Raw genomic sequence first — 24,652 nt, forward strand, 5'->3', positions numbered from 1 at the left:
GCCATTTTTTTTGCCTGTTAGCGCGCTTCCAGCTGCGCCTGCACCTCGCTCAGGGTTTCGCTCAGGGCCAGTTCCCAGGCCACCATCAGTGCACCGGTTGCCTCGGCATCCTGCTGGCGACAGCCAGCTTCCAGCTTTTCTGCCAGAAACTGACAACGCAGGGCACCGTAGCTGCCACAGGCCGATTTCAGGCTGTGGCAGGACTTGGCCATCTGCTCGAAGTCTCCGTCAGCAAAGGCCCTGCTCAGGGCCTCCCCCTGAAGCCGGCCGTCTTCAAGAAACAAGCCGAGCAGGCGATGCAGGGTGTCGGTGCCCAGCTCGCCGTCAAGCTGGGCCAGGCGCGCCTTATCCATCAGCGGCAAGCGTTGCTGCAACGCACTCCAGTCAGCCATGGTCGCTACCCCAACTCTGCAGCTTGCGATAAATGGTGGACGGACTCACCTCCAGCAGGGCGGCGGCCCGGGAAATATTGCCGTCACAGTGGGCGATGGTGCGCTCTATGGCCTGACGTTCAATCACCGCCAGCGGCAATATCGGCTGCGGCACTACCGGCGCCGCGGCGCCCTGCCCTTCCCTCGGCTGGGTCAGGGAACGATCGAGGGGTGCCGGCAGCATGTCCACCTCAATCCACTCCCCCTGATGCAGAACCACGGCGTTGCGAATCACGTTTTGCAGCTGACGCACGTTGCCCGGCCAGTGATAGGCCTGCAGCCGGTCCTTGGTGGCCTCGGACAGCCCCACAAACTCCTTACCCTCTTCCCGGGATGCCTGCCGTACCAGGGCAGTGGCTATACTGATGACATCGGCGCCTCGTTCGCGCAGGGGCGGCAGGTGCACCGGGATCACGTGCAACCGATAGTAAAGATCTTCCCGAAACCGGCCCTGCTCCACTTCCACCAGGGGATCCCGGTTGGTCGCGCAGACGATGCGCACGTCCACCTTGACGTGGTGGGAACTGCCGACCGGCTGAATAAAGCCGGTCTGCAAAAAACGCAACAGCTTGCTTTGCAGCTCCAGATCCATTTCGCAGATTTCGTCCATAAACAGGGTGCCGCCATGGGCTCGACTGACGGCACCATCCCTGTCCTGCAATGCGCCGGTAAAGGCGCCCTTGATATGGCCGAACAACTCACTTTCCATCAGATCCCGAGGAATGGCGGCACAGTTCAGGGCGATAAAAGGCCCTTCGGCCCGGCCGCTGAGCTGGTGAATGGCCTCGGCGCAGACTTCCTTGCCGGTGCCGCTTTCTCCGGTAATAAACACGGTGGCGGTGCTGGGTGCGGCGTTTTCAATGAGCCGGTATACCTTCTGCATCGGCAGGCTTTCTCCGATGAAACCCTGAAAACGCTCCCGCTCCATCTCATGGCGGTACTGATTGACCAGCTGATTGAGGTGGCGAAACTGCATGGTATTGTGCAGGGTCACCTTGAGCCGCTCGGCTTCCACCGGCTTGCTGATAAAGTCGTGGGCACCAAAGCGCATGGCATCGACCGCCACGTCCACCGAGCCATGTGCCGTCATGACGATGGTGGTGATGTTACGCTGCTCTTCGTGCAGCCATTGTAAAATGTTCATGCCCGGCATGTCCGGCAGGTTCAGATCCAGCAGCAAAATGTCGGGGGAGGCGCGGCGAATATGCTCCAGCGCCAGCTGGCCGCTGCTGACCACGGTCAGGTCCAAAGGCTCGTCCTGCAAAAATGCCTGATACATGGCCGCCAGCGATGGGGTGTCTTCCACCATCAGGACGCTCAGCCTTTCCTCTAGCATGTCGCCTCTCTTGTTGTTTCCGTTCCAGTCATTTGTTCTCTCGCCATAAAAAAACTTGCCTAAAGGCAACATCATGTTAACATGGTTTCAACATCAGTTTTGACTCATACGGAACCATAGTGTTCCGTTCTCCATGTAGTTAGTGCGATTCGACAACGAAGCTTTTTATGCCCGTGTGGCTGCTGCGAAGCCAGGGATGGTCCGTCCTCCCTGGCCTTTTTTTATGCCGGGTTGTCGATATCGACAAAATCCACCTGGATTCCATGTGCCTGGGTCAGCCATTCGCCCAGCGCCTTGACCCCATAGCGTTCGGTGGCATGGTGGCCGGCGGCAAAGAAATGAATGCCCTGCTCCCTGGCCGAGTGCACCGTCTGCTCGGAGACTTCCCCACTGATAAAGGCATCCATGCCCTGCGCCGCCGCCAGATCGATATAACCCTGGCCACCGCCGGTGCACCAGCCCACCCGCCGAATGCTCTGAGGGCCGCCCTCGCCCACATGCAGCACAGAGCGGCCGAGTCGTTGCTCAATGCGGTTAGCCAGTTCGGCGCCGCTGACCGGCGTCCCCAGCTCACCCTGCATGGCCACCGACAGGGGATTGCCGGGCTCAAGCGGCCCGGTCACCGCAATATCCAGCAACCGTGCCAGTTGCGCGTTGTTGCCAAGCTCGGGGGCGATGTCCAGGGGGAGGTGATAGGCATACAGGTTGATGTCATGCTCCAGCAGCGCCTTCAGCCGGCGGCGCTTGATGCCCCTCACCGGCTGGGATTCGCCTTTCCAGAAATACCCGTGATGCACCAGCAAGGCATCGGCCCCCAGCTCAATGGCGCGCTCAATCAGTGCCTGGCTGGCGGTCACCCCGGTAACAATATGGCGCACCTGGGTCCTGCCTTCCACTTGCAGCCCATTCGGGCAATAATCCTTTATGGCGTCCACGTTTAGCTGCCGGTTCAGCAGCTGTTCGAGCTCCATGTTGTTCATGCCGGCTCCCGTCATTGAAAATTGGCCCATTGTAAATCAAAAGAGAACGATTATGAGCCCTTTACTGGACGAACTGCTGACCTCCCTCCGCAATAATCAGGTGCGCGATTTGGCCTGGGCCATCGGCAGCCCCGGCTTGCTGCCCGGGCTACAAGAGGCCCCTGCGGATCAATGGTATGAGCAGTTGCTACGAGACTATCACCCTCGCCTACTGGCGCTCGACAGCCACCCCGACCTGCTGCACCGCCACTGTGGGGATTGTCTCCGTCTGGGACAGTATTTTGAGGCCTTGTGGCATTTTTTCTTGCTGGATAACCCGCGCTTTCAGGTGCTGGGCTTTAACCGTCAGCAGGTGGTGGCCGGACGCACCCTGGGGGCCTTTGATCTTCTGCTGTGGGACAACCAGCACCGCCGGGTAGAGCACTGGGAGCTGGCGGTGAAATTTTACCTGATCACCGACACCCGACAGCCCAGAGACAGTGCCCTTGGCATCAATCCCTGCGACAGGCTGAGACGCAAACTGGACCATATGCAGCAACACCAACTGCGCCTGAGTCAGCGTCCCGAAGTAAAGCGCTCCCTGGCGGCGGAAGGACTGATGCCCTCTCATACCCGGCTAGTGCTCAAGGGCAGGCTGTTTTATCCCCTTGATGCGCCCCTGCCCAAGGGGCACGAAGCACGCACTGGCCGCTGGGGTCATGAGGCACCCGCACACGGCTTCGAGCCCCAGCACAAGTTGGGCTGGATGACGGGAGGGCGCAAGACCGACGACATTCGGCAACGTCAGAACTACCGGGATGCAAAAGGAAACTGGTACGTAAAAGTGGAGCGTAACTGGAACGAAGAAAGATAAGCGTAAAAGGGGAATACAAGGATGGAATAATGGAGGCGCGTTCCGGAGTCGAACCGGACTGAACGGATTTGCAATCCGCTGCATAACCGCTTTGCTAACGCGCCTTTGCAGATTTGGAGCGGGAAACGAGATTCGAACTCGCGACCCCAACCTTGGCAAGGTTGTGCTCTACCAGCTGAGCTATTCCCGCATACCATTTTTGACTGTTCAGCAGTGTCGCTGCTGATGGGTGGGCATTATAGGCAGGACGTTGGGCAATACAAGCAATTTTTCTGAATGACACCCCGTTTGCTTTTATTTTCAGCACCTTGGGTGATTTTTGGCTGGCAGGACGCCTCTCCGCTGGCTACCCTAGGCCTGATTTCCCCAATGATGGAGTTCGCCATGCGCCTGTTTTTGTTCGCCCTGCTCTGGCTTCCCCTGGCCCAGGCCGACACCCGCCCCGCCCCCGAAGCCGCCACCGGCTGGCAAAACCAGCCCCTGGTGCAGGCCGAGCAGGCCATGGTGGTGACCGCCAACCCCCACGCCAGCCGCGCCGCCCAGGCCATGCTGGTGCGAGGCGGCAGCGCCGTGGATGCCATGATCGCCGCCCAGATGGTGCTAACCCTGGTCGAGCCCCAGTCTTCTGGGCTGGGCGGAGGGGGGTTTCTGGTGCACTGGCAGGAGGACGAACGGCGGCTGGTCACCCTGGATGGCCGGGAAACGGCCCCAAGACAGGCACCTGCCGACCTCTTCCTCGACGACCATGGCCAGTCCCTTGGCTTTATGGATGCGGTGGTTGGGGGACGCTCGGTGGGCACGCCGGGCACCGTGATGCTGATGTGGCAGGCACACCAGCGTTTTGGCGTATTGCCCTGGCAGGATTTGTTTGGCCCGGCCATTACCCTGGCGCTGAACGGATTTACGGTTTCTCCCCGGCTGGCACGGCTGATAGCCGACAATCGGCACAGTCTCGGCAAGGATACCGACAGCCGCCATTACTTTTTTGACGACAAGGGCCGGCCACTCAGTGCCGGCAGCCACCTGGTAAACCCGCTGCTGGCCGCCCTGCTCACTCGACTCAGCATCGAAGGACCCTCGGCCTTTTACCAGGGCAAGATTGCCGAGCTAATGGTGGACAAGGTGCACAATGCCGCCGCTCCCGGCCACCTCACCCTAGACGATCTGACGCAATACCGAGTCCAGGAACGCCCGCCACTGTGTTTCCCCTATCGCCAGTACAACATCTGCGGCATGGGTCCTCCGGGCTCGGGCACCCTGGCCCTGGGACAGATACTGGGCATGCTGGCCCACTTTGATCTCAGCCGGCTGGGCCCCAATTCTCCCCAGGCCTGGCGGCTGGTGGCCGATGCTTCACGGCTGGCCTTCGCCGACCGCGGCCGTTACGCCGCCGACAGCGACTTTGTGCCGGTGCCGGTCGAAGGCCTGCTGGATCGCGATTACCTAGCGCAACGGGCCCAATTGCTGAAGGGGGCCGACAAGGCCCTGCCCGAGGTCACGCCGGGCACCCCCAAAGGTCATTGGCCCACTTCGTTCGACGGCTCACCCGAATTTCCCTCAACTACCCACATCAGCATCATCGACGGCGATGGCAATGCCGTGTCGCTCACCTCCACCATAGAGAATGCCTTTGGCTCCCGGCTGATGGTACAGGGCTTTCTACTCAACAATGAGCTGACCGACTTCGCCTTTACCCCCGAGATGGACGGCGTGCCGGTAGCCAACCGCCTGCAGCCGGGCAAGCGGCCACGCTCCTCCATGAGCCCGACCCTGGTGTTTGATGAGCAAGGCGATCTGCTGCTGGTACTGGGCTCCCCCGGGGGCAGCAGCATCATCGGCTATGTGCTGCACACCCTGCTCAATGTGCTCGACTGGGGCATGGACGTGCGCGACGCCCTGCATCAGCCGCATGTGCTGCACCGGGGCGGTGCCCTCGAGCTAGAGCCCTTTGGGCGCAACCTGGCGCTGCAGCAGGCCATGGCCGAGCGAGGCTTTGACACCAGACTGACCGAGCTCAATTCCGGCCTGCATCTGATCCTGCGCCGGCCCGACGGCCTGTTCGGCGCCGCCGACCCCCGCCGGGAAGGACAGGCTCTTGCCGCCGACTGAGCGAACCGCACTGGCAGCTTCGGTGCCAGCGCCAGAAAGTGGGATCCCAGTCACTCAAGAAGTTGACCATGGGGCCGATAGTAAGGCACAGCCAACTCCAACAACGAACAAGTACGCGGATGAACAAACGAAACCAGCACGTGATCGATGAAGAAGTCAGTTACGGTGAACGGGAACAACTGGTGTCCACCACCGACAAACGCGGCGTGATCACCTATGCCAATGAGGTGTTCTGTCAGGTGGCCGGCTATACCGCCGACGAGCTGGTCGGTAAGAATCACAACCTCGTGCGCCATCCCGACATGCCTAGGGCCGCCTTTCGAGATCTGTGGGAACACGTGCAACGCGGTCAGGCCTGGCGGGGCGCGGTCAAGAACCGCTGCAAGGACGGCCGTTATTACTGGGTGGATGCCTACGTGACCCCCATCTATGAAAACGGCGAGGTCACCGGCTATCAGTCGGTACGCACCCGGCTGGATCCGGCGGTGCGCGCCCGGGCCGAGCAGGCCTATGCCCGCCTGCTGGAGGCCCAGGGACGCAAACGCGGCGCCGCCGGCAACCTGCTGCGCGCCACCCTGCCCTGGCTGGCAGGCGCCGGGTTGGGCGCCCTGCTGATCGGTGCCTGGGCCAATGGCGGCGTCAGCGGCCTGGTATGGAGCCTGCTGCCGCTGGCCTGGCTGGCGCTGTGCTGCCGCCAGCAGTTGGTGGCCGGACCTCGTTTTTTCCGTCAACTGAGCCGGGACTACGACAGCCTGTCACGCCTGGTCTATTCCGGTGATCAGCCCCACGCCATCGCCGACTATCACCTGGGCATGTGGCAGGCCCGGGCCCGAACCATACTGGGCCGGGTGGATGACGCCACCGGCTCGCTCAAGCAACTGGCCGCCGGCATGCTGCAGGCCATGCACGGCGCCCGTCACGATCTCGGCCGCCAGGACAGCGACACCCATCAGATTGCCGCCGCCATCGACGAGATGTCGGCCACCGCCTTTGAAATCACCCGTAATACGCAAAAAGCCGCCAGCAATGCGGAGGAAGCCCAGCACCAGTGCCACCTGACCCAGCAACAGCTGGAGCAGACCCGGCAGAAAATCGTGGAGCTGGCCCGGGAAGCGGAGCAGGCCGCCGAGGCGACCCAGGCCTTATCACAGGAGTCCGACCGCATCGGCACCCTGATGACGGAAATCCAGGGCATTGCCGATCAGACCAACCTGCTGGCCCTCAATGCCGCCATTGAGGCGGCCCGTGCCGGTGAGCACGGCCGCGGCTTTGCGGTGGTGGCGGAAGAAGTGCGGGCGCTGTCCACTCGCACCCATGGCGCCACCGAACAAATCCAGGGCAGCATCGGCCAGATCCAGCAAACCCTGGGACGCTGGCGCACCATGATGGATGCCAATATGGCCCAGAGTCAGGACTGCGTGAACGCCGCCGAAGCGGGCACCGAGAGCCTGGCCAGGGTGGTACAGGAAATCGATGACATCGTGGGGGTGACCGTGGAAATTTCCACCGCCGCCGAGCAGCAGCAACAGGTGGCGGAAGAGATCAGTCGCAATGTGCATCAGATTTCCGAAGCCTCGTCCGCCAACCTGGGCAAAATCGCCCAGGTGGAAGGCGCCAGCCAGGAGCTGCTGAATCGTTCTCAAGGCCTGAATGACCTCACCCGCACCTTCTCCTGACGCCGCCAGCCAGGCCCTGCTGCGGGTACTGGCTCTGGTGCCTGCCGGCCGGGTGGTGAGCTATGGCCAGCTGGCGGATCTGGCCGGCCTGCCCGGACGGGCACGATTGGCGGGCCGGGTGCTGCGCCTGGCCGATATCCGCGACTTGCCCTGGCACCGGGTAGTAGCTGCCAATGGCGGCATCAGCCTGCCCGAAGGCAGCGACGAGGCACTGGAGCAACGACAGCGCCTGCGGGCAGAAGGCATCACTTTCAAAGGGAAAAGGGTAGACATGAAACAGCACCAGTGGCGGCCGGATCTGGCCGCGCTGCTGATGCTGATGGAAGGCTGAAGGCGGGCGTTGTCAGTCGAGCTCGTCGAGCAGATCGCTCACATGCACCTGAAAGGGAATGGTTTCGTCTTCCCGCTGCATTAACACCAGTTCATTCTGAAGATCCACCTCCAGCACATAGCCCGAGCCTTCGGTGGTGTGGCATATCATGCCGGGTCTGACTTCACGAATATCCATATTCACTCCTGCAAACTCACGGCTTGACCTTGCAGTGCCGAGGCACTGCAGTGCGGCCTACTTCTTGCCTTTCTGGTGTTGCTGCCACTTGCCATCCACGTAGTGAGCGGTCCAACCGGTCGCTTTCTTATTGACCTCGGTCATCACGTATTGTTCCTTGTTTTTACGGCTGAAGCGTACCACCGCCTTGTTGCCGTCCGGATCTTCGGCCGGCGCCTCGGCCAGATAGAGAAACTTGGAGGGCAGCCGATCCTTGAATCGTACCAGCTCTTCCACCAGGGGTGCTCGGGTCTCCCGGGACTTGGGAAAATTGCTGGCGGCCATGAAAATACCGGCGGCGCCGTCCCGTAAAACAAAATAGGCGTCGGACTGGCTGCAGGGCAGCTCGGGCAGATGTACCGGGTCTTCCTTGGGCGGGGCTACCTCGCCGTTTTTCAGTATCTTGCGAGTGTTCTTGCACTCTTCGTTGGTGCAGGCCATGTACTTGCCGAAGCGGCCGCTCTTGAGCTGCATTTCACTGCCGCAGCGATCGCAGTCGATCACCGGGCCTTCGTAGCCCTTGAGCTTGAACTGGCCCTCTTCCAACTCGTGGCCGTCACAGTCCGGGTTCTGGCCACAGACATGCAGCTTGCGCTTGTCGTCGATCAGGTAGGCATCCATGGCGGTGCCGCACTTACCGCAGCGACGCTTGGCTCGCAGGGCGTCGGTTTCCGCTTCCTCATCGTTGGCAAGCACGAAGTCGTCACCGGGAATGAGATTGATGGTCTGCTTGCAGCGCTCCTTGGGCGGCAGGGCGTAGCCGGAGCAGCCCAGAAACACCCCGGTGGTAGCGGTGCGAATACCCATTTTACGGCCACAGGCCGGGCAATCGATGTCGGTCATCACCATTTCATTGGCGCGCATACCGCCCTCGTCCGCCGGCCGCTCGGCTTTTTCCAGCTCCTCACTGAACTCGGCATAAAAGGCGTCGAGCACCTGTGTCCAGTTGAGCTGGCCACCGGCGATTTCATCCAGCTTGCTTTCCATCTGGGCGGTGAAGTCGTAGTTCATCAGCTCGGCGAAGCTTTCCTGCAGCCGGTCGGCCACGATTTCGCCCATTTTCTCGGCGTAGAAACGACGGCTTTCCACCTTGACATAGCCCCGGTCCTGAATGGTGGAAATGATGGAGGCATAGGTGGACGGCCGGCCGATGCCACGCTTTTCCAGCTCTCTCACCAGGGCCGCCTCGGTAAAGCGGGCCGGCGGCTTGGTAAAGTGCTGCTTGGGGGTCAGTTCGTTCAGGGTCAGGACTTCACCCGCCTGCACCGCCGGCAGCTCGGTGTCTTCGCCCTTGCGACTTTGCGGCGTGAGTACCTTGGTCCAGCCAGCGAAACGCAGAATGCGGCCCCGGGCCTTGAGCTCGTAGTCACCGGCCCGCACCGTGATGGTGCTGCTGTCGTATTTGGCCGGGGTCATCTGGCAGGCCACGAACTGACGCCAGATCAGGTCATACAGCCGCTTGGCGTCCGCCTCCATGCCGTCGAGCTGCTCGGCAGACAGGGTCACGTCGGACGGACGAATGGCCTCGTGGGCCTCCTGGGCGTTGGCCTTGGCGCCGTAGACGTTGGCCGATTCGGGCAGATAGGCGCTGCCGTGGTGCTCTTGAATATAATCGCGCACCGAGGCCACTGCTTCCTGGCTCAGGTTGGTGGAGTCGGTACGCATATAGGTGATGTAACCGGCCTCATAAAGGCGTTGAGCCAGCATCATGGTGCGCTTCACGCCAAAGCTCAGCCGAGTGCTGGCGGCCTGCTGCAGGGTGGAAGTGATAAAGGGCGCCGGCGGCTTGCTCTGGGTCGGTTTGTCTTCCCGAGAAGCCACCTCAAAGGAGCTGGCACGCAGGGCATTCACCGCCGTCATGGTGTCCGCCTCGTTGGTAGGGCGGAACTCCTTGCCCTGGAACTTGGCCACCATCATGGTCAGCGCCAGCCGTTGCTCATTGCCCAGCAGGGCCTGAATGTCCCAGTATTCTTCGGGCACAAAGGCCTTGATCTCGCGCTCTTTTTCCACGATAAGGCGCACCGCCACCGACTGCACCCGGCCGGCGGACAGGCCGCGGGCCACCTTTTTCCACAGCAGCGGCGACACCATGTAACCCACCACCCGATCGAGAAAACGCCGGGCCTGCTGGGCGTTGACCCGGTTCAGGTTCAGCTCCGAAGGCTGGCTGAAGGCGTCCTGAATGGCGGACTTGGTGATCTCGTTAAACACCACCCGCTTGAAGCGGTCGTCGTCACCGCCGATCAGCTCCTTCAGGTGCCAGGCAATGGCTTCCCCTTCGCGGTCCAAATCCGTTGCGAGGTAGACGGTGTCGGCCTTCTCGGCCAGGGCCTGCAGTTCGCTGACCACCTTTTCCTTGCCCGGTAACACCTGGTAGTTGGCCTGCCAGCCCTGCTCCGGATCCACCCCCATGCGGGCGATCAGTGCCTTGTGATCCTTTTCCTTTTTCAGCCGGGCCTTTTCTTCGGCACTCAGGCTCTTGGTGTCGGTCTTGCGGGCGGCGGGCTTTTTGCCACTGGCAGAGCCGGCAGTCGGCAGGTCCCGAACATGACCGACACTGGATTTGACCACGTAGTTCCTGCCCAGGTACTTGTTGATGGTCTTGGCTTTGGCGGGCGATTCCACAATAACGAGAGATTTGCTCATAAAGCGCGTTGAGATCCTTAATGTCTGGCCCCGTTCGGGCGGGTCGGCGGCTCGGTAATGACGGCTGTATAAGTGATATGACCGTAAAAAGCAAACTCGCCGGGCCCGGGCCTGAAAAAATTTCAATGAATTTATATTTATTTATTAACGCCCTCACCTCAGCAGGAATCAACTGCTTTTTTACATCTTGTGCCTGTTCGCCCGCTTTTTATGCATCATTATTTTGACGGCGGGTTCGACTGTTAAAATCCGGTTACAACTCCTTGAAAAATCCAAATATAATGGCCTCACGCAGCAGAATTGTGGCCATATAAACCATTTTAAAGGAGATTGTAATGGTTGTTACCGAAGCGAACTTTGACGGCCTGGTCGGCCCCACCCACAACTACGCCGGCCTGTCCTGGGGCAATGTGGCGTCGCGCCATCATGCCCGCAACAGTTCCAACCCGCGCCAGGCCGCCTTGCAGGGACTTGACAAGATGAAGGCGCTGGCCGATCTCGGCCTGGTGCAGGGCGTACTTGCTCCCCAGGAGCGCCCCGACCTGGCCACCCTGCGCCGGCTCGGTTTTGGCGGCACCGACGCCGAGGTGCTGGACAAGGCCTATCGCGAAGCACCGGCACTGCTGGCGGCCTGCTGTTCCGCCTCGTCGATGTGGACCGCCAACGCCGCCACGGTATCGCCCAGTGCCGACACCGCCGACGGCCGGCTGCATTTCACTCCTGCCAACCTGATCAACAAGTTTCACCGCTCCCTGGAGCATGAGGTAACCGGCCGCATTCTGCGCCGAGTGTTTGCCGACGAACGCTATTTTCATCACCACGCCGCCCTGCCCGCCCATGATGATCTGGGCGACGAAGGCGCCGCCAACCACACCCGCCTGTACGACGACCAGGGTCGCGGACTGGAGCTTTTTGTGTATGGCCGCAGCGCCCATCAACCCGATGCTCCGGCGCCCCAACGTTACCCGGCGCGCCAAACCCTGGAGGCCTCCCGCGCCGTGGCCCGGTTGCACGGCCTGGGTGAGCACAACACCGCCTTTATTCAGCAAAATCCGGCGGTGATCGATCGGGGGGTCTTTCACAATGACGTGATTGCAGTGGGCAACGGCAACGTGCTGTTTTATCACCAGCAGGCCTTCCTCGACACGCAAGCCATGCAGGACGAGCTGATCCGCAAACTGCCCGATGCCGGGCTGCACTTTATCGAGGTGTCCGATAAGGACGTGCCGGTGGCCGACGCGGTGAAAAGCTACCTGTTCAACACCCAGCTGGTTACCCTGGCCCCGGGGCACATGGCGCTGATCGCCCCCACCGAGTGCGCCGACACGCCCAATGTGAGCGCCTACCTGACGCGGCTGACCACCCTGGGCACGCCGGTGCAGGAAGTGCGTTTCATGGACGTGAAGCAAAGCATGCAAAACGGGGGCGGCCCCGCCTGTCTGCGACTGCGAGTGGCCATGAACGAGGCGGAGCTGGCCGCGGTCAACCCGGCCTGTCTGATGACGGATGAACTGCATGGCCGCCTGAGCCAGTGGGTCAACCGCCACTACCGGGATCGACTGAGCCCCGATGATCTGCGGGATCCGGCGCTGCTGACCGAGTCCCGCACCGCCCTGGACGAGCTGACCCGCATCCTGAATCTGGGCTCCGTGTATCCGTTTCAGCGGTAATGCACATTCGGGACTGGGGTGGGGGAATGGTCCCCTTCCCCAGTCCCGTATTTTTAATCAGCCAAAGGGCCGCTGACCGGCCTCATACAGCTTCATCAGTGCCCGGCTCACCCCCACTTCGGCCGCCTTGCCAAGCTTGTCTCTCAGTGTTTGTTTGGGCTTGAAGTGCAGGCTAATCACCCGCTTGCCGGCGCTCTGCGCCAGCAGGTAGTCGTTGCTGGTCTGCAAGCCATCCACCAATCCCAGCGCTTCGGCATCGCTGGCCAACCAGTGCTCACCGGTAGCCACCCGCTCCAGCTCGATTTTGGGCCGGTTCTGGGCAATAAAGGCCTTGAAGCGTTGATGGATCACCTCCAGTTCCTCGCGAAACTTGGCCCGGCCATGATCGTCGTTTTCCCCGAACAGGGTCAGGGTGCGCTTGTATTCCCCGGCGGTATGCAGTTCCACATCGATATCGTGGTTTTTGAGGAATTTGTTGAAGTTGGGCAACTGGGCCACCACCCCGATGGAGCCGATAATGGCAAAGGGGGCGGCAATGATGCGCTCGGCCACACAGGCCATCATGTAACCGCCGCTGGCGGCCACCTTGTCCACCGCCACCGTCAACTTGAGCCCGTGGCCCTTAAGCCGCTGCAGCTCGGCGGCGCCCAGACCATAACCGTGCACCACGCCCCCACCGGACTCCAGCCGCACCAGTACCTCGTCACCGGGTTCGGCCAGCTGCAGCAGGGCATTGACTTCCCGCCCCAGCCCGGCCACTTCCCGCGCATCCATGCTACCCCGAAAATCGAGCACATAGAGCCGGGAGCGAGCGTCCCCCTGTTTTTTCTCGGCCTTGTCGGCCTTCTGAAATTCCTGCTTCAGCGCCTTGCGCTCGGCGTCGTTCGCCGCGGTCTCCAGGCGCAGCCGGCGCTGCTGACGGCGCAGGGCCGCGCTCAGATCCTTGACCCGAACGCCGTCTCCCCCCTGCTTCTGTTTGGCCGCCGCACCGGCCACCAGGGCGATGATAACCCCCAGGGCCACCACCCAGGTCAGTGCCTTGGCGGCAAAGAGGCCGTATTCGTATAAAAACTCCACTATTTTATCTCCTTCGCTGGCTGATGCCGCCATTGTAAAAGTCTCAAACAGGAACACCAATCGGCTTTTTTGCTTTCGGCACTGGCATAGTGCCGCGGAGTCTGGTTTGATCAGGCCACTTTGAATTGCGCACAGAGAACGAGGCACATGCTCGACTATCACCCTTCTTCCGATCTGCTCAAGGGCAAGGTTATTCTGGTGACCGGCGCCGGCGACGGCATTGGCCGACAGGCCGCACTCAGCTACGGTGCCCATGGCGCCACCGTGGTGCTGCTGGGCAAAACGGTCAAGAAACTGGAAGCCGTTTACGACGAGCTGCAGGCCCAGGGCAGCCCGGAGCCGGCCATTATTCCCCTGGATCTGCAAGGTGCCAGCAAGCAGAACTATCTGGACATGGCCGCCACCCTGCGCCAGCAGTTTGGTCGCCTTGACGGCGTACTGTTCAACGCCGGCCAGCTGGGTGCACTGGGCCCCTTTGAGATGATCGGCGAAGACGAGTGGGACAAGGTGATGCAGGTCAACCTCAAGTCCCAGTTTCTGATGACCCAGGCGCTGCTGCCGCTGCTGAAAGACAGCAAGCCCGCCGCCATCATTTTTACCAGTTCGGGCGTGGGCCGACAGGGTCGAGCCTACTGGGGCAGCTATGCCGTTTCCAAGTTTGCCACCGAGGGCATGATGCAGGTGCTGGCCGCCGAGCTCGACGGCACCGGCGTGCGTGCCAACTGCATCAATCCCGGCGCCACCCGCACCCATATGCGCGCCCGCGCCTTTCCCGCCGAGGCCCCTTCCAGCCTGCGCGGCCCCGCCGACATTATGGCGCCCTACCTGTGGCTGATGGGTCCGGACAGCCAGGATACCAATGGTCAGTCCATCGATGCCCAGCCCGACCGAGTGCCCGGCGCCTCCGTCAAAAGCTGACAGCCACGGTAAAATCGGCTAAAACTGATCATGGAACCCCGGACGGGCCGCCAGGCCCGTCCATCACCCCCGGCCAAGGCAGGCAAGGCATCCATGTATCGTCCCAAAAGCACGGTTGAGCAGTGGCGTATTTTTCAGGCAGTGGTCGACTGTGGCGGTTATGCCCAGGCGGCGGAAAAGCTCAATAAAAGTCAGTCGTCCCTGAATCATGCGGTGGCCAAACTGCAGCAATCCCTGGGGCTGGCACTGCTGGAGGTGCGCGGCCGCAAGGCCTGCCTCACTCCCCAGGGCGAGGTGTTTCTGCGCCGCTCACGCAAGCTCACTCAGGACGTGGAAAACCTGGAGCGCCTCGCCGGCGTGCTGGCCAGCGGCTGGGAGCCGGTACTGCGCATTGTGGTGGAAGCTTCCTTGCCGCGGGATCCGCTGTATCAGGCGCTGGCCGAGTTCAGCCCTCAGGCCAGGGGCTGCCGCATTCACCTGGTGGAGACCCAGCCTTCCGGCTGCCAGGCGGTAATCAACCAGCAGGCCGCCAACATGGTGTTTGCTTCCCGCGCCTTTGCCAATATCACCTCGCTGCCCCTGGCCACTACCGTCTATGTGCCGGTATGCGCCCCCGATCACCCGCTGGCGGCGCTGGCCGAGGTCAGTCAGACCGAGCTGGAACAACAGCTGGAACTGGTGCTGGCGGACGGCAGTGAACAAGAGGAAGGCTGGGCCCGGGCCGAGCAACGCTGGATTATTCATCACCTGCACGACGCCCTGTCACTGCTGCGCCGAGGCACCGGTTTTGCCTGGTTGCCCCAGGATGTGGTGTCGCCCATGATAAGCGACGGAGCCCTGGTGCGCCTGCCAATGGTCAACCAGGCCTTGCGCAAGCGTTTTACTCACCTGGTGCTACCCGGCACCACCCCACCGGGACCGGCCGCCAGCCTGCTGCTGAGCCTGATCCGCCAGCACTACGGCGAGCCAGGCACCACTCCGCCGGCCTCCTGAATCTTGCCTCCGCCTTCGCGCTTCCTTATGCTGTTGGGCTCGCAGTAAACAAGGACTCACGCAATGTTTGATTTTGATCAGTGGATAGACCGCAGGCCCACTCGCGCCCTCAAGTGGCTGAAATACGAAGGCACCAACATTCTGCCCATGTGGGTGGCCGACACCGAATTCAAGGCGCCGCCGGCGGTCATCGAGGCGCTGAGCGAACGGGTGGAGCACGGTATTTTCGGCTATAGCCGCCCCACGCCGGCCCTGACCGAGCTGATCATCACCCGCCTGCGTGAGCGCTACGGCTGGCACATTGAAGCGGACTGGCTGGTCTACATGCCCGGGGTGGTGCCGGCCCTGAACCTGGCCTGTCAGACCTTCAGCGAACCAGGCAGCAATATTCTGATGCCCAAGCCCATTTATTACCCCTTCCTGCACGCCCCGGGCTTTCACGGCCGCAAGGCCGCCCACGTGGAAATGGTGGAAAAGGACGGGCGCTGGCTGCTGGATCTCGAGTCCCTGGAGCGTCAGGCCAAAGACAGCGATCTGCTGCTGTTCTGCAACCCGCACAATCCGGGCGGCACCATCTACACGCGGGAAGAGCTGCAGGCCATCAACGACATCGCCAAACGCCACAACCTGGTGGTGTGCTCCGACGAAATTCACTGCGATCTGCTGCTGGATGAAGGCAAGTCTCATGTGCCCTATGCCGCCATCGACGAAGACGCCGCCGATCGCAGCATTATTCTGATGGCGCCGAGCAAGACCTTTAACATCGCCGGCCTGTGCTGCTCCTTTGCGGTGGTGCCCAATCCGGAGCTGCGCACCCGCTTTATTCGCGCCGCCCGCGGCATCATGGCCGACGTCAACCTGCTCGGCTTTGTGGCCGCCGAGGCCGCCTATGCCGACGGAGAAGAATGGCTGCAGGCCCAGCTCGACTACCTGCGCCAGAACCGGGATCTGCTGGTGGAGCGCCTCAACGGCGTGCCCGGGGTACGGGTGCTGTGCCCCGAGGCCACCTACCTGGCCTGGATCGACATCAGCGGCCTGGAGCTGGACGACCCTATCGGTTTCTTTGAACAGGCCGGCGTGGGGCTGTCTCCGGGTGGCCAGTTCGGCGGCAGCGACTTTGTGCGGCTGAATTTCGGCTGTCCTCGCGCCATGCTCGACGAAGCCCTGCACCGCATGGTGGCGGCCATCAACAGCCGCTGAACCCACGCCCTTTCCCTGCAAGGCCGGCATGAAGACATGCCGGCCTTTTTCATCCTCAGTCGAATCATACTCAAAAGACGCCTTTATCCTCGCCTTTCGAAGTTATTTTTTGCTATCTTTTAATGGCTTAGCTAAAAATTTCCAGCACCTTTAGTGAACCCTCAAGACAAGGAAAGCAACTATGTCGATCAAGAAGACCATCAGCGGCGCGGCAGCCATCATGAGCCTGGGACTGGGCGCCGGCGTGCCCGCCGCCATGGCGGTAGAGCAGAGTTTTATCACCATCGGCACCGGTGGCGTGACCGGGGTGTATTACCCCACCGGCGGCGCCATCTGCCGCCTGGTCAACCAGGGCCGGGCCGAGCACGGCATTCGCTGCTCGGTGGAAAGCACCGGGGGCTCCGGCTACAACCTCAACTCGCTGCGCTCCGGTGAGCTGGAAGTGGGCGTGGCCCAGTCGGATCTGGAATATCAGGCGCTGAATGGCGAAGGCCCCTTTGCCGAGCAGGGTGCCTATGAGGATCTCCGTGCCGTCTTCGCCCTGCATGGCGAGGCGGTCACCATAGTGGCGCGCAAGGACGCCAACATCAAAACCTTTGACGATCTCAAGGGCAAGCGGGTCAATATCGGCAACCCGGGCTCCGGCCAGCGCGATACCATGGAAGTGCTGCTGAAGGCCTATGGCTGGACCCACGATGATTTCAGCCTGGTGTCCGAACTGCGCCCGGCCGAGCACGGCCAGGCGCTGTGCGACAACCGCATCGACGCTTTTGTCTATGTGGTGGGTCACCCCAACGGCTCCATCAAGGAAGCCACCACCGCCTGTGAGGCCAACCTGGTGTCGGTCAGCGGCGAAGTGGTCGACAAGCTGGTCGGCGACAACGCCTACTATCGTTACATCACCATTCCCGGCGGGGAATACACCGGCTCGGACGAGGACGTGCAGACCTTTGGCGTGGGCGCCAACCTGGTGACCAGCGCCACTGTGCCGGAAGCCCAGATTTATCAGCTGACCAAAGCGGTGTTTGACAACTTTGATCAGTTTGTGCGCCTGCACCCGGCCTTTGGCGGCCTCAAGAAAGAGGAAATGGTCAAGGACGGCCTGAGTGCTCCGCTGCACCCCGGCGCGCAGAAATATTACAAGGAAGCCGGCCTGGTCGAATAACCCGGCCCTGCAACGGGGAAGCAAGCTTCCCCCTGTTTCGGTCAGCACGCACCCGGGGCGGCAAGCATGTGCCTTGCCGCCCCGGCTTGCTGTTTATTCCTGACCTTCGGAGGAAAAGTCCATGTCCCAACCGCCTCAGGACAACACGCAACAACAGCTGGACGACATGCTGGCCCAGGCCGACACCGGCGGCCGTCATCCCACCGGCATTGGCCATTGGGTGCTGCTGCTGGTTCCCCTGTGCTGGGCGCTGTTTCAGCTGTGGTATGTCTCGCCCCTGCCCTTTATGTTCAACCTGGGCATTTTCAACGATACCGAGGCCCGTTCCATTCACCTGGCCTTTGCGGTGTTTCTGTCGTTCACCGCCTTTCCGGCGCTCAAGCATTCGCCCCGGGACCGCATTCCCTGGCACGACTGGACCCTGGCCTTGATTGGCGCCTTCTGCGCCTCCTATCTGTTTCTGTTCTACCGGGAACTGGCCAGCCGGCCGGGACTGCCCATCATGCAGGATCTGGTGGTGGCCTGTATCGGTATGGTGCTGCTGCTGGAAGCAACCCGCCGGGCCCTTGGGCCACCGCTGATGGTGGTGGCGGCGATCTTTTTATTCTACACCTTTGCCGGCCCCTGGATGCCGGAAGTGATCGCTCATCGTGGCGCCAGCCTGGCTCGCACCGTGACCCACCAGTGGCTGACCACCGAAGGGGTCTTTGGCGTGGCACTGGGGGTGTCCACCTCCTTTGTATTCATGTTTGTGCTGTTCGGCTCGCTGCTGGAACGGGCCGGCGCCGGCAATTACTTTATCAAGCTGGCATTTTCCCTGCTCGGCCACCTGCGCGGCGGCCCGGCCAAGGCGGCGGTAGTGTCGTCGGGGCTGTCGGGACTGGTGTCCGGCTCGTCCATCGCCAACGTGGTGACCACGGGCACCTTTACCATACCGCTGATGAAACGGGTCGGCTTTCCCGCCACCAAGGCCGGTGCGGTGGAAGTGGCCGCCTCCACCAATGGTCAGCTAACGCCGCCCATCATGGGCGCCGCCGCCTTTCTGATGGTGGAGTACGTCGGCATCTCCTATATCGAGGTGATCAAGGCGGCGATACTGCCGGCGCTGATCTCCTACGCCGCACTGATCTACATTGTGCATCTGGAAGCCGTCAAGGCCGGCATGCAGCCACTGCAACGGCGCCATCGCCCCAGCCTGGCCCAGCGCCTGCTTGGCGGGCTGACCGCGGTGATCGCCCTGATGGTACTGACCGCCGTGGTCTACTACGGCATCGGCTGGACCAAGACCCTGTTCGGCCCCCTGGCCAGCTGGATACTGGCGTTGCTGGCGTTACTGGTGTACCTGGCGCTGGTGGCCTGGGCCGCCCGACTGCCGGATCTGGCCATGGATGACCCGGAAAACCCGGACATTCACATGCCCGAGCCCGGCCCCACCTTCAAGTCGGGCATGTATTACCTGCTGCCCATCGTGGTGCTGGTGTGGTGCCTGACCGTGGAGCGACTGTCGCCGGGGCTGTCGGCATTCTGGGCCACCCTGTTCATGATGTTTATCGTGGTGACCCACAAGCCGCTCAAGGCCCTGTTTCGCAAACAGCACAGCGAGGGGCTGCTCAGGGAAGGCGCCTTTGATCTGTTTATGGGGCTGGTCACCGGCGCCCGCAACATGATTGGCATCGGCGTGGCCACCGCCGCCGCCGGCATCGTAGTGGGCACCGTCACCCTGACCGGCATCGGCCTGGTGATGACGGAGTTCGTGGAGTTTATCTCCGGCGGCAGCCTGCTGTTGATGCTGATCTTTACCGCGGTGATCAGCCTGCTGTTGGGCATGGGCCTGCCCACCACCGCCAACTACATAGTGGTATCGACCCTGATGGCACCGGTGATTGTCAACCTGGGCGCCCAGCACGGGCTGATTGTGCCGCTGATTGCCGTGCACCTGTTCGTGTTCTATTTTGGCATTCTCGCCGACGACACGCCGCCGGTGGGGCTGGCGGCCTTTGCTGCCGCCGCCATTGCCAAGGCCGATCCAATCAAGACCGGTATTCAGGGCTTTACCTACGACATTCGTACCGCCATTTTGCCCTTTATGTTTATCTTCAATACCCAGCTGCTGTTACTGGGCATCGACAGCTGGAGCGGCCTGTTGATCACCATCGCCAGCGCGCTGGCGGCCATGCTGCTGTTTGCCGCCGCCACTCAGGGCTACTGGTTGGTGAAAAGTCGCTGGTGGGAAACCCTGGCGCTGCTGCTGGTGGCCTTTACCCTGTTCCGGCCTGGCTTTTTCTGGGACAAGGTGTTTCCGCCCATGGCCCAGTACGACGCCAGCCAGTGGGAGCAGGTGGTGGAGAGCCTGCCCGCAAGCGAGTCGATCATTCTGCAACTAGGGGGCACCAACCTGTTTGGCGAGCCGGTCAGTAAAATCGTCAAGCTCAACTTTGACGCCAGCCGGCAGAGTGCCGCCGAGCGCCTGGCCAGTACCGGTATCAGCAGCCTGCGTCGCGACGGCGACAAGGTCATGGTCGACATGGTCGACTTTGGTAGCCAGGCCGAGCGGCTGGGGGTGGACTTCGACCTGGAGGTGGTGGCACTGCAACGGCCCTCGGACCGGCCCGACAAGGAATGGATGTTTATTCCCGCCCTGATCCTGGCCGGCCTGGTTGCCTGGGGGCAACGCCGGCGCCGACCGACACCAAGCCCCTGATCACACGGCCGGCCAACTCGGCCGGCTGTTACATGGGATTAAAGCAAAAAGCCCGCTGCATATGCAGCGGGCTTTTTGATGTCTGGCGGAGGAGGTGGGATTTGAACCCACGGTGGGCTATAAACCCACGCCGGTTTTCAAGACCGGTGCATTCAACCACTCTGCCACCCCTCCTGACCCGGCGAATCATACTGCGGCCGGCCTCGCGCTGTAAAGGGCGTGACGGTTCAATTGCTTTTCAAATCATCATTTTGCGCATTTTTTGAGGGGCCGGGTGTGCCGCGTCTCAGAAAGTAGTCCCGTAGAAACTGCTCATCCAGGGGAGACAGATCGAAATGATTGCTGGCTTCGGCGATGGCATTCCGATCGATACACGCCTGTTCGGTGAGCCAGCGCAACGCCTTGCGCAGGGATTCATGTTCTCTCATGGTTTACTCCTTGCCGGGGCTTCGGGAAAGGCGACTTTTATTTTATATGCATTTTAAATACAATTTAACAGCTTGCTTCATAAGCCTAATCATAAAAATACGCATCCCCATGAGGTCTCAATGCACTTAAAACACCGCCTGCGTGACGCTGGCCTCGCCGGAATTGCCGGCTTTGTGGCCGTTATCTGCCTGAGCTATCTGAAACACTGGACCCATTTCATGGTGCTGAGCGCGCCCATGGGTGCCAGCCTGGTGCTGTTGCTGTTACTGCCTTCTGCGCCCCTGTCCCGCCCCAAAAACGTGATTCTGGGACACCTGCTGACCACCTGCGTCGCCGTCGCCGGACTGGAGCTGATTCCCGACCCGCTGCTGGGACTGGGATTCTGCTTTGGCCTGAGCCTGGCGCTAATGGTCGTGACCGATACCCTGCACCCGCCCGCCGGTGCCAACCCCATACTGATTTACCTGTCGGCCGCCCACCTGTCCCCCCTGGACTTTATTCTGCCCACCCTGGCCGGCACCCTCTTTATGGTAGGCTTTGCCAGTGCCTATCACTATGTGTTTACCCACAGACGCTATCCGTTCGGACCCAAGTCTCACCAGGGTGAACAGGCAAAGGCCAAGCCGGCGGACGCCACAGCGCCCGCCCTAGGCAGACCAGATAAATAAGAGCCGAAAGGCTCTTTTTATTCCCTGCCTTCCTTCACACTCGGCACTCGGCCGGACAGCACTTAAAAACCTTCAATAGAAGATTCTTCATATAAAATTATTTGTGGTTTTAAGAGATGGATCACAATATTAGCGTCACAAATCGGTAACATCCTTGTACCCCAAACACACGCACATTGGTGTCATTGGGTTTTCGACAATCAATACAATGGATACAAGGATACAGGAAGTCATGATCAGGAAATCCACCCTGCCCCTGCTGGTTGCCATCACCGGCATGCCGGCCCTGGCCGCCGACTGGAGCACCACCGAACTGCACTACCAGCTGGGCGAGCTCAAACAGCAGCCCTTTGGCCCCGAGGCCAACCGCAAGTCGACCACCAGCATCTACACCCTGCAACATGCCAGTGGCTGGAAATATGGCGACAACTTCTTTTTCGTGGACTACTCCGACTGGAAGGACGATCAGCGCCATCGTGACTGGTATGGCGAGGGTTATTTCAACTTCAGCCTGGGCAAGATCGGCGGACACGATCTGAGCCTGGGGCCGATCAAGGACGTGGGCATCGTGCTTGGGGTCAATGCCGGGGGAGACAGCAAGGTGCGCAAGTATCTGCCGGGCCTGCAGCTGGCCCTGGACGTACCGGGCGCCGCCTTCTTCAATACTCTGATCACCGCCTATATCGACGACAGCACCGGCGTGGCCGGCGGCGGAGCCCCGCGGGAGAGCGACAGCTGGATGCTGGATACCGCCTGGGCCTTCCCCTTTGCCCTGGGGCGCCACGACTTCAGCCTGGAAGGTCATGTTGAATACATTGGCAGCCGTGACAACGAATTTGGTGACAAGGTCAAGGCACATGTGCTGGCACAACCCCAGTTACGCTACGATCTGGGTAAGACCCTGTTCAATGATCCCAAGCGGCTGTTCGTGGGCGTGGAATATCAGTACTGGCACAACAAGTTCGGCGGCTCGGTGACCGAAAGCGCGGTGCAGGCCCTGGCAGCCTGGCGCTTCTGAACCAGAAAAGGAAAAAGAGCGCCGAAGCGCTCTTTTTTATATCACGGAAAGGGATTTACACCCGGAAAAGCCCCCGGCTCAGAAATGCCATTCCAGCTGGAAAGTCGGGGCACGGGTGTCAACGCCCGGCTTACCATGGTTACCGAACTTGTTGTCCCAGTATTCGTAGCCCACGCCGGCCCACAGGGTATTGCTCTTGTTAAAGGCCAGATCACCCACGTCCACCATCAGGGAGGTACGGATCAGCACCTCCGGCTTGGTCTCGTTAAAGTTGTAGTCTTCCCCTTTGGCACCATTGTAGTTACCGAAACCCTGGAATTTCATCGGTACCGGGCCGGCGTTAAAGGGAATGCCCCAGGTCAGGTTCACTATATAGTAGGGGTCAAAGCTGATGTCGCTCTGCTGGCAGAAACTGGCACCACAGTGGTTTCGCTCATAGCCGTAAAACAGGCTCAAATCCGCAAAGCCCTTGGGCAGACCGAACTTCAGGGTCGGACCAACTACCAGCAACTGCTTGCGCGGGGCAAAGGCGGTATTTTTGGTATTAAGGTCGACACCGGCGGTCACGGCCACTTCCTTGACCGGGCCAAAGCTCAGATCGGTATCAAATACCTTGCCCAGGTGCAGCTGATGGCGGTAGGTCAGATAGGCTTCCATGGCACCGTCGCCTTCACCACGATCGCTGCCGCTGGCCGGATCCATATCGTCCGACTGCAGAATATCCAGGTTAAAGAAGTTCTGGCCGTAAGCGTAACCGCTGGCATGAGTCAGCTGCAGAATGTGTTTTTCTACATCATTAGGATTGTTCGGCTCGGTGAACTCGGTGCCATAGCGATAGCCGATATAAGTATCGGACCAGGTGGCGGCGCTCAGCTGAGGAGTGGCAACAACGGCCAAGGCCAGGGCAGACAGGGTGAAAACGCGCTTGCTGGTGTGCTTCATAACCGTGATTCCTTCACATGGTTCAAAGGGTGTATCCTGATGTGAATACAAAGTAATATTTTTTTGTACTTATTGTACCCAACTTTTCAGCAATTAAATGATTACACAGGCACACACTTAAAATCTACATTTTGTTTACAAAAACGCGTCAGCTTCACAAAAGTTCTGCACCAGCCACCCGTTCAAGCCAACTGATCCGTGGTCAAGCGCACCGGTGTCACCATCAGGGCAGCGCGTTGGCCCGGCGCCACATCGGCATTGGGAAACACCACGGCCTCACCGTCAGATTGTGCACACCAGCGACGTTCTCCGTCGGTGGCCAGCAACGTGCCAGCCTCAAAGGTCGTGAAATTGGAGACATCCTTGCTAAAGTTAAGACGAAAATTCTCGCTCTGCTTGACGATTTCCTGACAAACGTCAAACACCTCCAGCCTGGCCAGATCCGGCGCCGGAGGTTGCCAGCCGGGCGTGGAGATCAAGGCGGTCAGGCACTGCTCCAGCGCCGTCAGCCGACCGAGATCATTCTGGCCAAAGGGCATGACCTTGCCCAGCTCAATGGTAAAGGCCTGGGCGCCAAAACGGCGGGCACTAAAGTAACTGAAGGTGGTGGTGGGCGCCTGGGAGAGCAAAATGGTGTTGATGCCGGCCGCCTGCAACAATCCCAGCTGGCTGCTGCTGTAGGGAGCTCCATGGGTAAAGGGGTGCACCACAAACTTTTCATGCAGTGAGGGCCGAATGGCGGTATGCAAATCGTAGTGCAACCGTTCACCGTCTTCGCGCGCGTCAAAGAAACGGGTTACATAGCCTTCCAGCGCCGCCGCCCGCTGCCGTTCCTGACTCTCCACCCCGCCGCGGGCGTGTGCCCCGGAAAACAGCCGGTTGAGATTTTCCTTCAGCTCCCGTACGCCGGCATTCATCGCCGCCGGATGACCAAAGATCAGCAACAGTCGCTGGCGACAGCGCAGCCGGCCCGAAACCAGTTGTTGCAGCAGCCGCTCGCACAGCTCGATGGGCGCGGTTTCATTGCCGTGAATGCCGCAGGAAATCACCAGATCCCGCTGCGCCGGTAGCGCCGGCTCAAGACAAATCACGCCGGTGTCCCACACCTCGGCGCGAGTGCCATCGGGCAGGGTTTCGGTAAAGGGTTCCAGGTGCCAAGGGTGGCGTCGGCTCAGGGCCAGAAAGTCGTTCAGCCGAGTATTGTTCACAGATACCTCCATTAATCCGCGTTTTGACAAAATATTACCATGCCATGAAACACGATTTTGGTATCAAAGTCTAAATACGTTCACA

The 24,652-nt window shown here is 60.8% G+C and carries 21 protein-coding genes and 3 tRNA genes; 12 read left to right on the forward strand and 12 right to left on the reverse strand.

Annotated features, from left to right (window positions below; genetic code table 11):
• Positions 1–17: 17 nt before the first annotated feature.
• The 3 genes from B6S08_RS04700 to B6S08_RS04710 all read right to left on the reverse strand — a co-directional run bounded on the left by B6S08_RS04700 (position 18) and on the right by B6S08_RS04710 (position 2,747).
• Positions 18–392, reverse strand: coding sequence for an Hpt domain-containing protein (locus B6S08_RS04700; protein WP_094199593.1), 375 nt, complete (start codon positions 390–392; stop codon positions 18–20).
• Positions 385–1,767 carry a sigma-54-dependent transcriptional regulator gene (locus B6S08_RS04705; RefSeq protein ID WP_094199594.1) on the reverse strand — a complete coding sequence of 461 codons (1,383 nt, stop codon included), beginning with the start codon at positions 1,765–1,767 and terminating at the stop codon, positions 385–387. The genes B6S08_RS04700 and B6S08_RS04705 overlap by 8 nt, the downstream gene beginning before the upstream one ends.
• A gap of 221 nt (positions 1,768–1,988) precedes the next feature.
• Complete coding sequence (locus B6S08_RS04710; protein ID WP_094199595.1) at positions 1,989–2,747, reverse strand: Nif3-like dinuclear metal center hexameric protein; 759 nt, start codon at positions 2,745–2,747, stop codon at positions 1,989–1,991.
• 52 nt (positions 2,748–2,799) lie between these two features.
• Here B6S08_RS04710 and B6S08_RS04715 point away from each other — a divergent pair, with 52 nt between their 5' ends.
• Complete coding sequence (locus B6S08_RS04715; RefSeq protein WP_165661692.1) at positions 2,800–3,600, forward strand: DUF1853 family protein; 801 nt, start codon at positions 2,800–2,802, stop codon at positions 3,598–3,600.
• Positions 3,601–3,630: 30 nt separating this feature from the next.
• On the opposite strand, the gene B6S08_RS04720 is transcribed toward B6S08_RS04715, so the two are convergent.
• Positions 3,631–3,704 (reverse strand) — tRNA-Cys (locus B6S08_RS04720).
• Positions 3,705–3,714: 10 nt separating this feature from the next.
• Positions 3,715–3,790: transfer RNA gene (locus B6S08_RS04725), tRNA-Gly, on the reverse strand.
• A 194-nt stretch (positions 3,791–3,984) separates the two neighbouring features.
• Between B6S08_RS04725 and ggt the strand changes: the two genes are divergently transcribed.
• The 3 genes from ggt (at position 3,985) to B6S08_RS04740 (ending at position 7,716) form a co-directional block, all read left to right on the forward strand.
• Positions 3,985–5,709 (forward strand): gamma-glutamyltransferase, encoded by a 1,725-nt coding sequence (ggt, locus tag B6S08_RS04730; protein ID WP_094199596.1) that lies wholly within the window; start codon positions 3,985–3,987, stop codon positions 5,707–5,709.
• Between the two features lie 119 nt (positions 5,710–5,828).
• A complete protein-coding gene (locus B6S08_RS04735; RefSeq protein WP_094199597.1) occupies positions 5,829–7,385 on the forward strand; it encodes a methyl-accepting chemotaxis protein in 1,557 nt (518 codons plus the stop codon).
• Positions 7,360–7,716 carry an MGMT family protein gene (locus B6S08_RS04740; RefSeq protein WP_094199598.1) on the forward strand — a complete coding sequence of 119 codons (357 nt, stop codon included), beginning with the start codon at positions 7,360–7,362 and terminating at the stop codon, positions 7,714–7,716. Before B6S08_RS04735 ends, B6S08_RS04740 begins: the two co-directional genes overlap by 26 nt.
• 12 nt (positions 7,717–7,728) lie before the next feature.
• On the opposite strand, the gene B6S08_RS18390 is transcribed toward B6S08_RS04740, so the two are convergent.
• Positions 7,729–7,893, reverse strand: a complete 165-nt coding sequence (locus B6S08_RS18390; RefSeq protein ID WP_165661689.1) for a hypothetical protein — start codon at positions 7,891–7,893, stop codon at positions 7,729–7,731.
• 57 nt (positions 7,894–7,950) lie between these two features.
• Positions 7,951–10,578 (reverse strand): type I DNA topoisomerase, encoded by a 2,628-nt coding sequence (gene topA / locus B6S08_RS04745; protein ID WP_094199599.1) that lies wholly within the window; start codon positions 10,576–10,578, stop codon positions 7,951–7,953.
• A 335-nt stretch (positions 10,579–10,913) separates the two neighbouring features.
• Between topA and astB the strand changes: the two genes are divergently transcribed.
• Complete coding sequence (gene astB, locus B6S08_RS04750; RefSeq protein WP_094199600.1) at positions 10,914–12,248, forward strand: N-succinylarginine dihydrolase; 1,335 nt, start codon at positions 10,914–10,916, stop codon at positions 12,246–12,248.
• A gap of 57 nt (positions 12,249–12,305) precedes the next feature.
• On the opposite strand, the gene sohB is transcribed toward astB, so the two are convergent.
• A complete protein-coding gene (sohB, locus tag B6S08_RS04755) occupies positions 12,306–13,325 on the reverse strand; it encodes a protease SohB (protein ID WP_094199601.1) in 1,020 nt (339 codons plus the stop codon).
• Positions 13,326–13,472: 147 nt separating this feature from the next.
• Here sohB and B6S08_RS04760 point away from each other — a divergent pair, with 147 nt between their 5' ends.
• The 5 genes from B6S08_RS04760 to B6S08_RS04780 all read left to right on the forward strand — a co-directional run bounded on the left by B6S08_RS04760 (position 13,473) and on the right by B6S08_RS04780 (position 20,302).
• Entirely contained in the window at positions 13,473–14,243 is a 771-nt protein-coding gene (locus B6S08_RS04760) for a YciK family oxidoreductase (RefSeq protein WP_094199602.1), read from the forward strand.
• A 93-nt stretch (positions 14,244–14,336) separates the two neighbouring features.
• Positions 14,337–15,236, forward strand: a complete 900-nt coding sequence (locus B6S08_RS04765; RefSeq protein ID WP_094199603.1) for a LysR family transcriptional regulator — start codon at positions 14,337–14,339, stop codon at positions 15,234–15,236.
• A gap of 63 nt (positions 15,237–15,299) precedes the next feature.
• Positions 15,300–16,436, forward strand: a complete 1,137-nt coding sequence (locus B6S08_RS04770; protein ID WP_094199604.1) for a MalY/PatB family protein — start codon at positions 15,300–15,302, stop codon at positions 16,434–16,436.
• A 181-nt stretch (positions 16,437–16,617) separates the two neighbouring features.
• The gene (locus tag B6S08_RS04775) at positions 16,618–17,601 is read left to right on the forward strand and encodes a TAXI family TRAP transporter solute-binding subunit (RefSeq protein ID WP_094199605.1); all 984 of its coding nucleotides are present in this window, start codon (positions 16,618–16,620) and stop codon (positions 17,599–17,601) included.
• A 121-nt stretch (positions 17,602–17,722) separates the two neighbouring features.
• The gene (locus tag B6S08_RS04780) at positions 17,723–20,302 is read left to right on the forward strand and encodes a TRAP transporter permease (RefSeq protein ID WP_094199606.1); all 2,580 of its coding nucleotides are present in this window, start codon (positions 17,723–17,725) and stop codon (positions 20,300–20,302) included.
• A gap of 83 nt (positions 20,303–20,385) precedes the next feature.
• Here the strand turns inward: B6S08_RS04780 and B6S08_RS04785 are convergent.
• Positions 20,386–20,476: transfer RNA gene (locus tag B6S08_RS04785), tRNA-Ser, on the reverse strand.
• 53 nt (positions 20,477–20,529) lie between these two features.
• Positions 20,530–20,730, reverse strand: coding sequence for a hypothetical protein (locus tag B6S08_RS04790; RefSeq protein ID WP_094199607.1), 201 nt, complete (start codon positions 20,728–20,730; stop codon positions 20,530–20,532).
• A gap of 120 nt (positions 20,731–20,850) precedes the next feature.
• Between B6S08_RS04790 and B6S08_RS04795 the strand changes: the two genes are divergently transcribed.
• Both B6S08_RS04795 and B6S08_RS04800 read left to right on the forward strand, forming a co-directional pair.
• On the forward strand, positions 20,851–21,399 hold the full coding sequence (locus B6S08_RS04795) for an HPP family protein (protein WP_094199608.1): 549 nt from the start codon (positions 20,851–20,853) through the stop codon (positions 21,397–21,399).
• A gap of 232 nt (positions 21,400–21,631) precedes the next feature.
• Complete coding sequence (locus B6S08_RS04800) at positions 21,632–22,417, forward strand: nucleoside-binding protein (protein WP_094199609.1); 786 nt, start codon at positions 21,632–21,634, stop codon at positions 22,415–22,417.
• A 78-nt stretch (positions 22,418–22,495) separates the two neighbouring features.
• Here the strand turns inward: B6S08_RS04800 and B6S08_RS04805 are convergent, their stop codons facing one another.
• Positions 22,496–23,359: a hypothetical protein gene (locus B6S08_RS04805; protein WP_094199610.1), complete on the reverse strand. Its 864-nt coding sequence runs from the start codon at positions 23,357–23,359 to the stop codon at positions 22,496–22,498.
• Between the two features lie 182 nt (positions 23,360–23,541).
• Positions 23,542–24,567, reverse strand: coding sequence for a succinylglutamate desuccinylase (astE, locus tag B6S08_RS04810; protein WP_245849813.1), 1,026 nt, complete (start codon positions 24,565–24,567; stop codon positions 23,542–23,544).
• Between the last annotated feature and the right edge of the window lie 85 nt (positions 24,568–24,652).

The sequence above is a fragment of the Oceanimonas doudoroffii genome, assembly GCF_002242685.1.
Classification (GTDB): Bacteria; Pseudomonadota; Gammaproteobacteria; order Enterobacterales; family Aeromonadaceae; genus Oceanimonas; species Oceanimonas doudoroffii.

Bases quoted from the DNA above. Each gene is read 5' to 3' on its own strand.
- B6S08_RS04700 (WP_094199593.1), bottom strand. From the start codon at position 392: ATGGCTGACTGGAGTGCGTTGCAGCAACGCTTGCCGCTGATGGATAAG.
- B6S08_RS04705 (WP_094199594.1), bottom strand. From the start codon at position 1,767: ATGCTAGAGGAAAGGCTGAGCGTCCTGATGGTGGAAGACACCCCATCG.
- B6S08_RS04710 (WP_094199595.1), bottom strand. From the start codon at position 2,747: ATGAACAACATGGAGCTCGAACAGCTGCTGAACCGGCAGCTAAACGTG.
- B6S08_RS04715 (WP_165661692.1), top strand. From the start codon at position 2,800: ATGAGCCCTTTACTGGACGAACTGCTGACCTCCCTCCGCAATAATCAG.
- ggt (WP_094199596.1), top strand. From the start codon at position 3,985: ATGCGCCTGTTTTTGTTCGCCCTGCTCTGGCTTCCCCTGGCCCAGGCC.
- B6S08_RS04735 (WP_094199597.1), top strand. From the start codon at position 5,829: ATGAACAAACGAAACCAGCACGTGATCGATGAAGAAGTCAGTTACGGT.
- B6S08_RS04740 (WP_094199598.1), top strand. From the start codon at position 7,360: ATGACCTCACCCGCACCTTCTCCTGACGCCGCCAGCCAGGCCCTGCTG.
- B6S08_RS18390 (WP_165661689.1), bottom strand. From the start codon at position 7,893: ATGGATATTCGTGAAGTCAGACCCGGCATGATATGCCACACCACCGAA.
- topA (WP_094199599.1), bottom strand. From the start codon at position 10,578: ATGAGCAAATCTCTCGTTATTGTGGAATCGCCCGCCAAAGCCAAGACC.
- astB (WP_094199600.1), top strand. From the start codon at position 10,914: ATGGTTGTTACCGAAGCGAACTTTGACGGCCTGGTCGGCCCCACCCAC.
- B6S08_RS04760 (WP_094199602.1), top strand. From the start codon at position 13,473: ATGCTCGACTATCACCCTTCTTCCGATCTGCTCAAGGGCAAGGTTATT.
- B6S08_RS04765 (WP_094199603.1), top strand. From the start codon at position 14,337: ATGTATCGTCCCAAAAGCACGGTTGAGCAGTGGCGTATTTTTCAGGCA.
- B6S08_RS04770 (WP_094199604.1), top strand. From the start codon at position 15,300: ATGTTTGATTTTGATCAGTGGATAGACCGCAGGCCCACTCGCGCCCTC.
- B6S08_RS04775 (WP_094199605.1), top strand. From the start codon at position 16,618: ATGTCGATCAAGAAGACCATCAGCGGCGCGGCAGCCATCATGAGCCTG.
- B6S08_RS04780 (WP_094199606.1), top strand. From the start codon at position 17,723: ATGTCCCAACCGCCTCAGGACAACACGCAACAACAGCTGGACGACATG.
- B6S08_RS04790 (WP_094199607.1), bottom strand. From the start codon at position 20,730: ATGAGAGAACATGAATCCCTGCGCAAGGCGTTGCGCTGGCTCACCGAA.
- B6S08_RS04795 (WP_094199608.1), top strand. From the start codon at position 20,851: ATGCACTTAAAACACCGCCTGCGTGACGCTGGCCTCGCCGGAATTGCC.
- B6S08_RS04800 (WP_094199609.1), top strand. From the start codon at position 21,632: ATGATCAGGAAATCCACCCTGCCCCTGCTGGTTGCCATCACCGGCATG.
- B6S08_RS04805 (WP_094199610.1), bottom strand. From the start codon at position 23,359: ATGAAGCACACCAGCAAGCGCGTTTTCACCCTGTCTGCCCTGGCCTTG.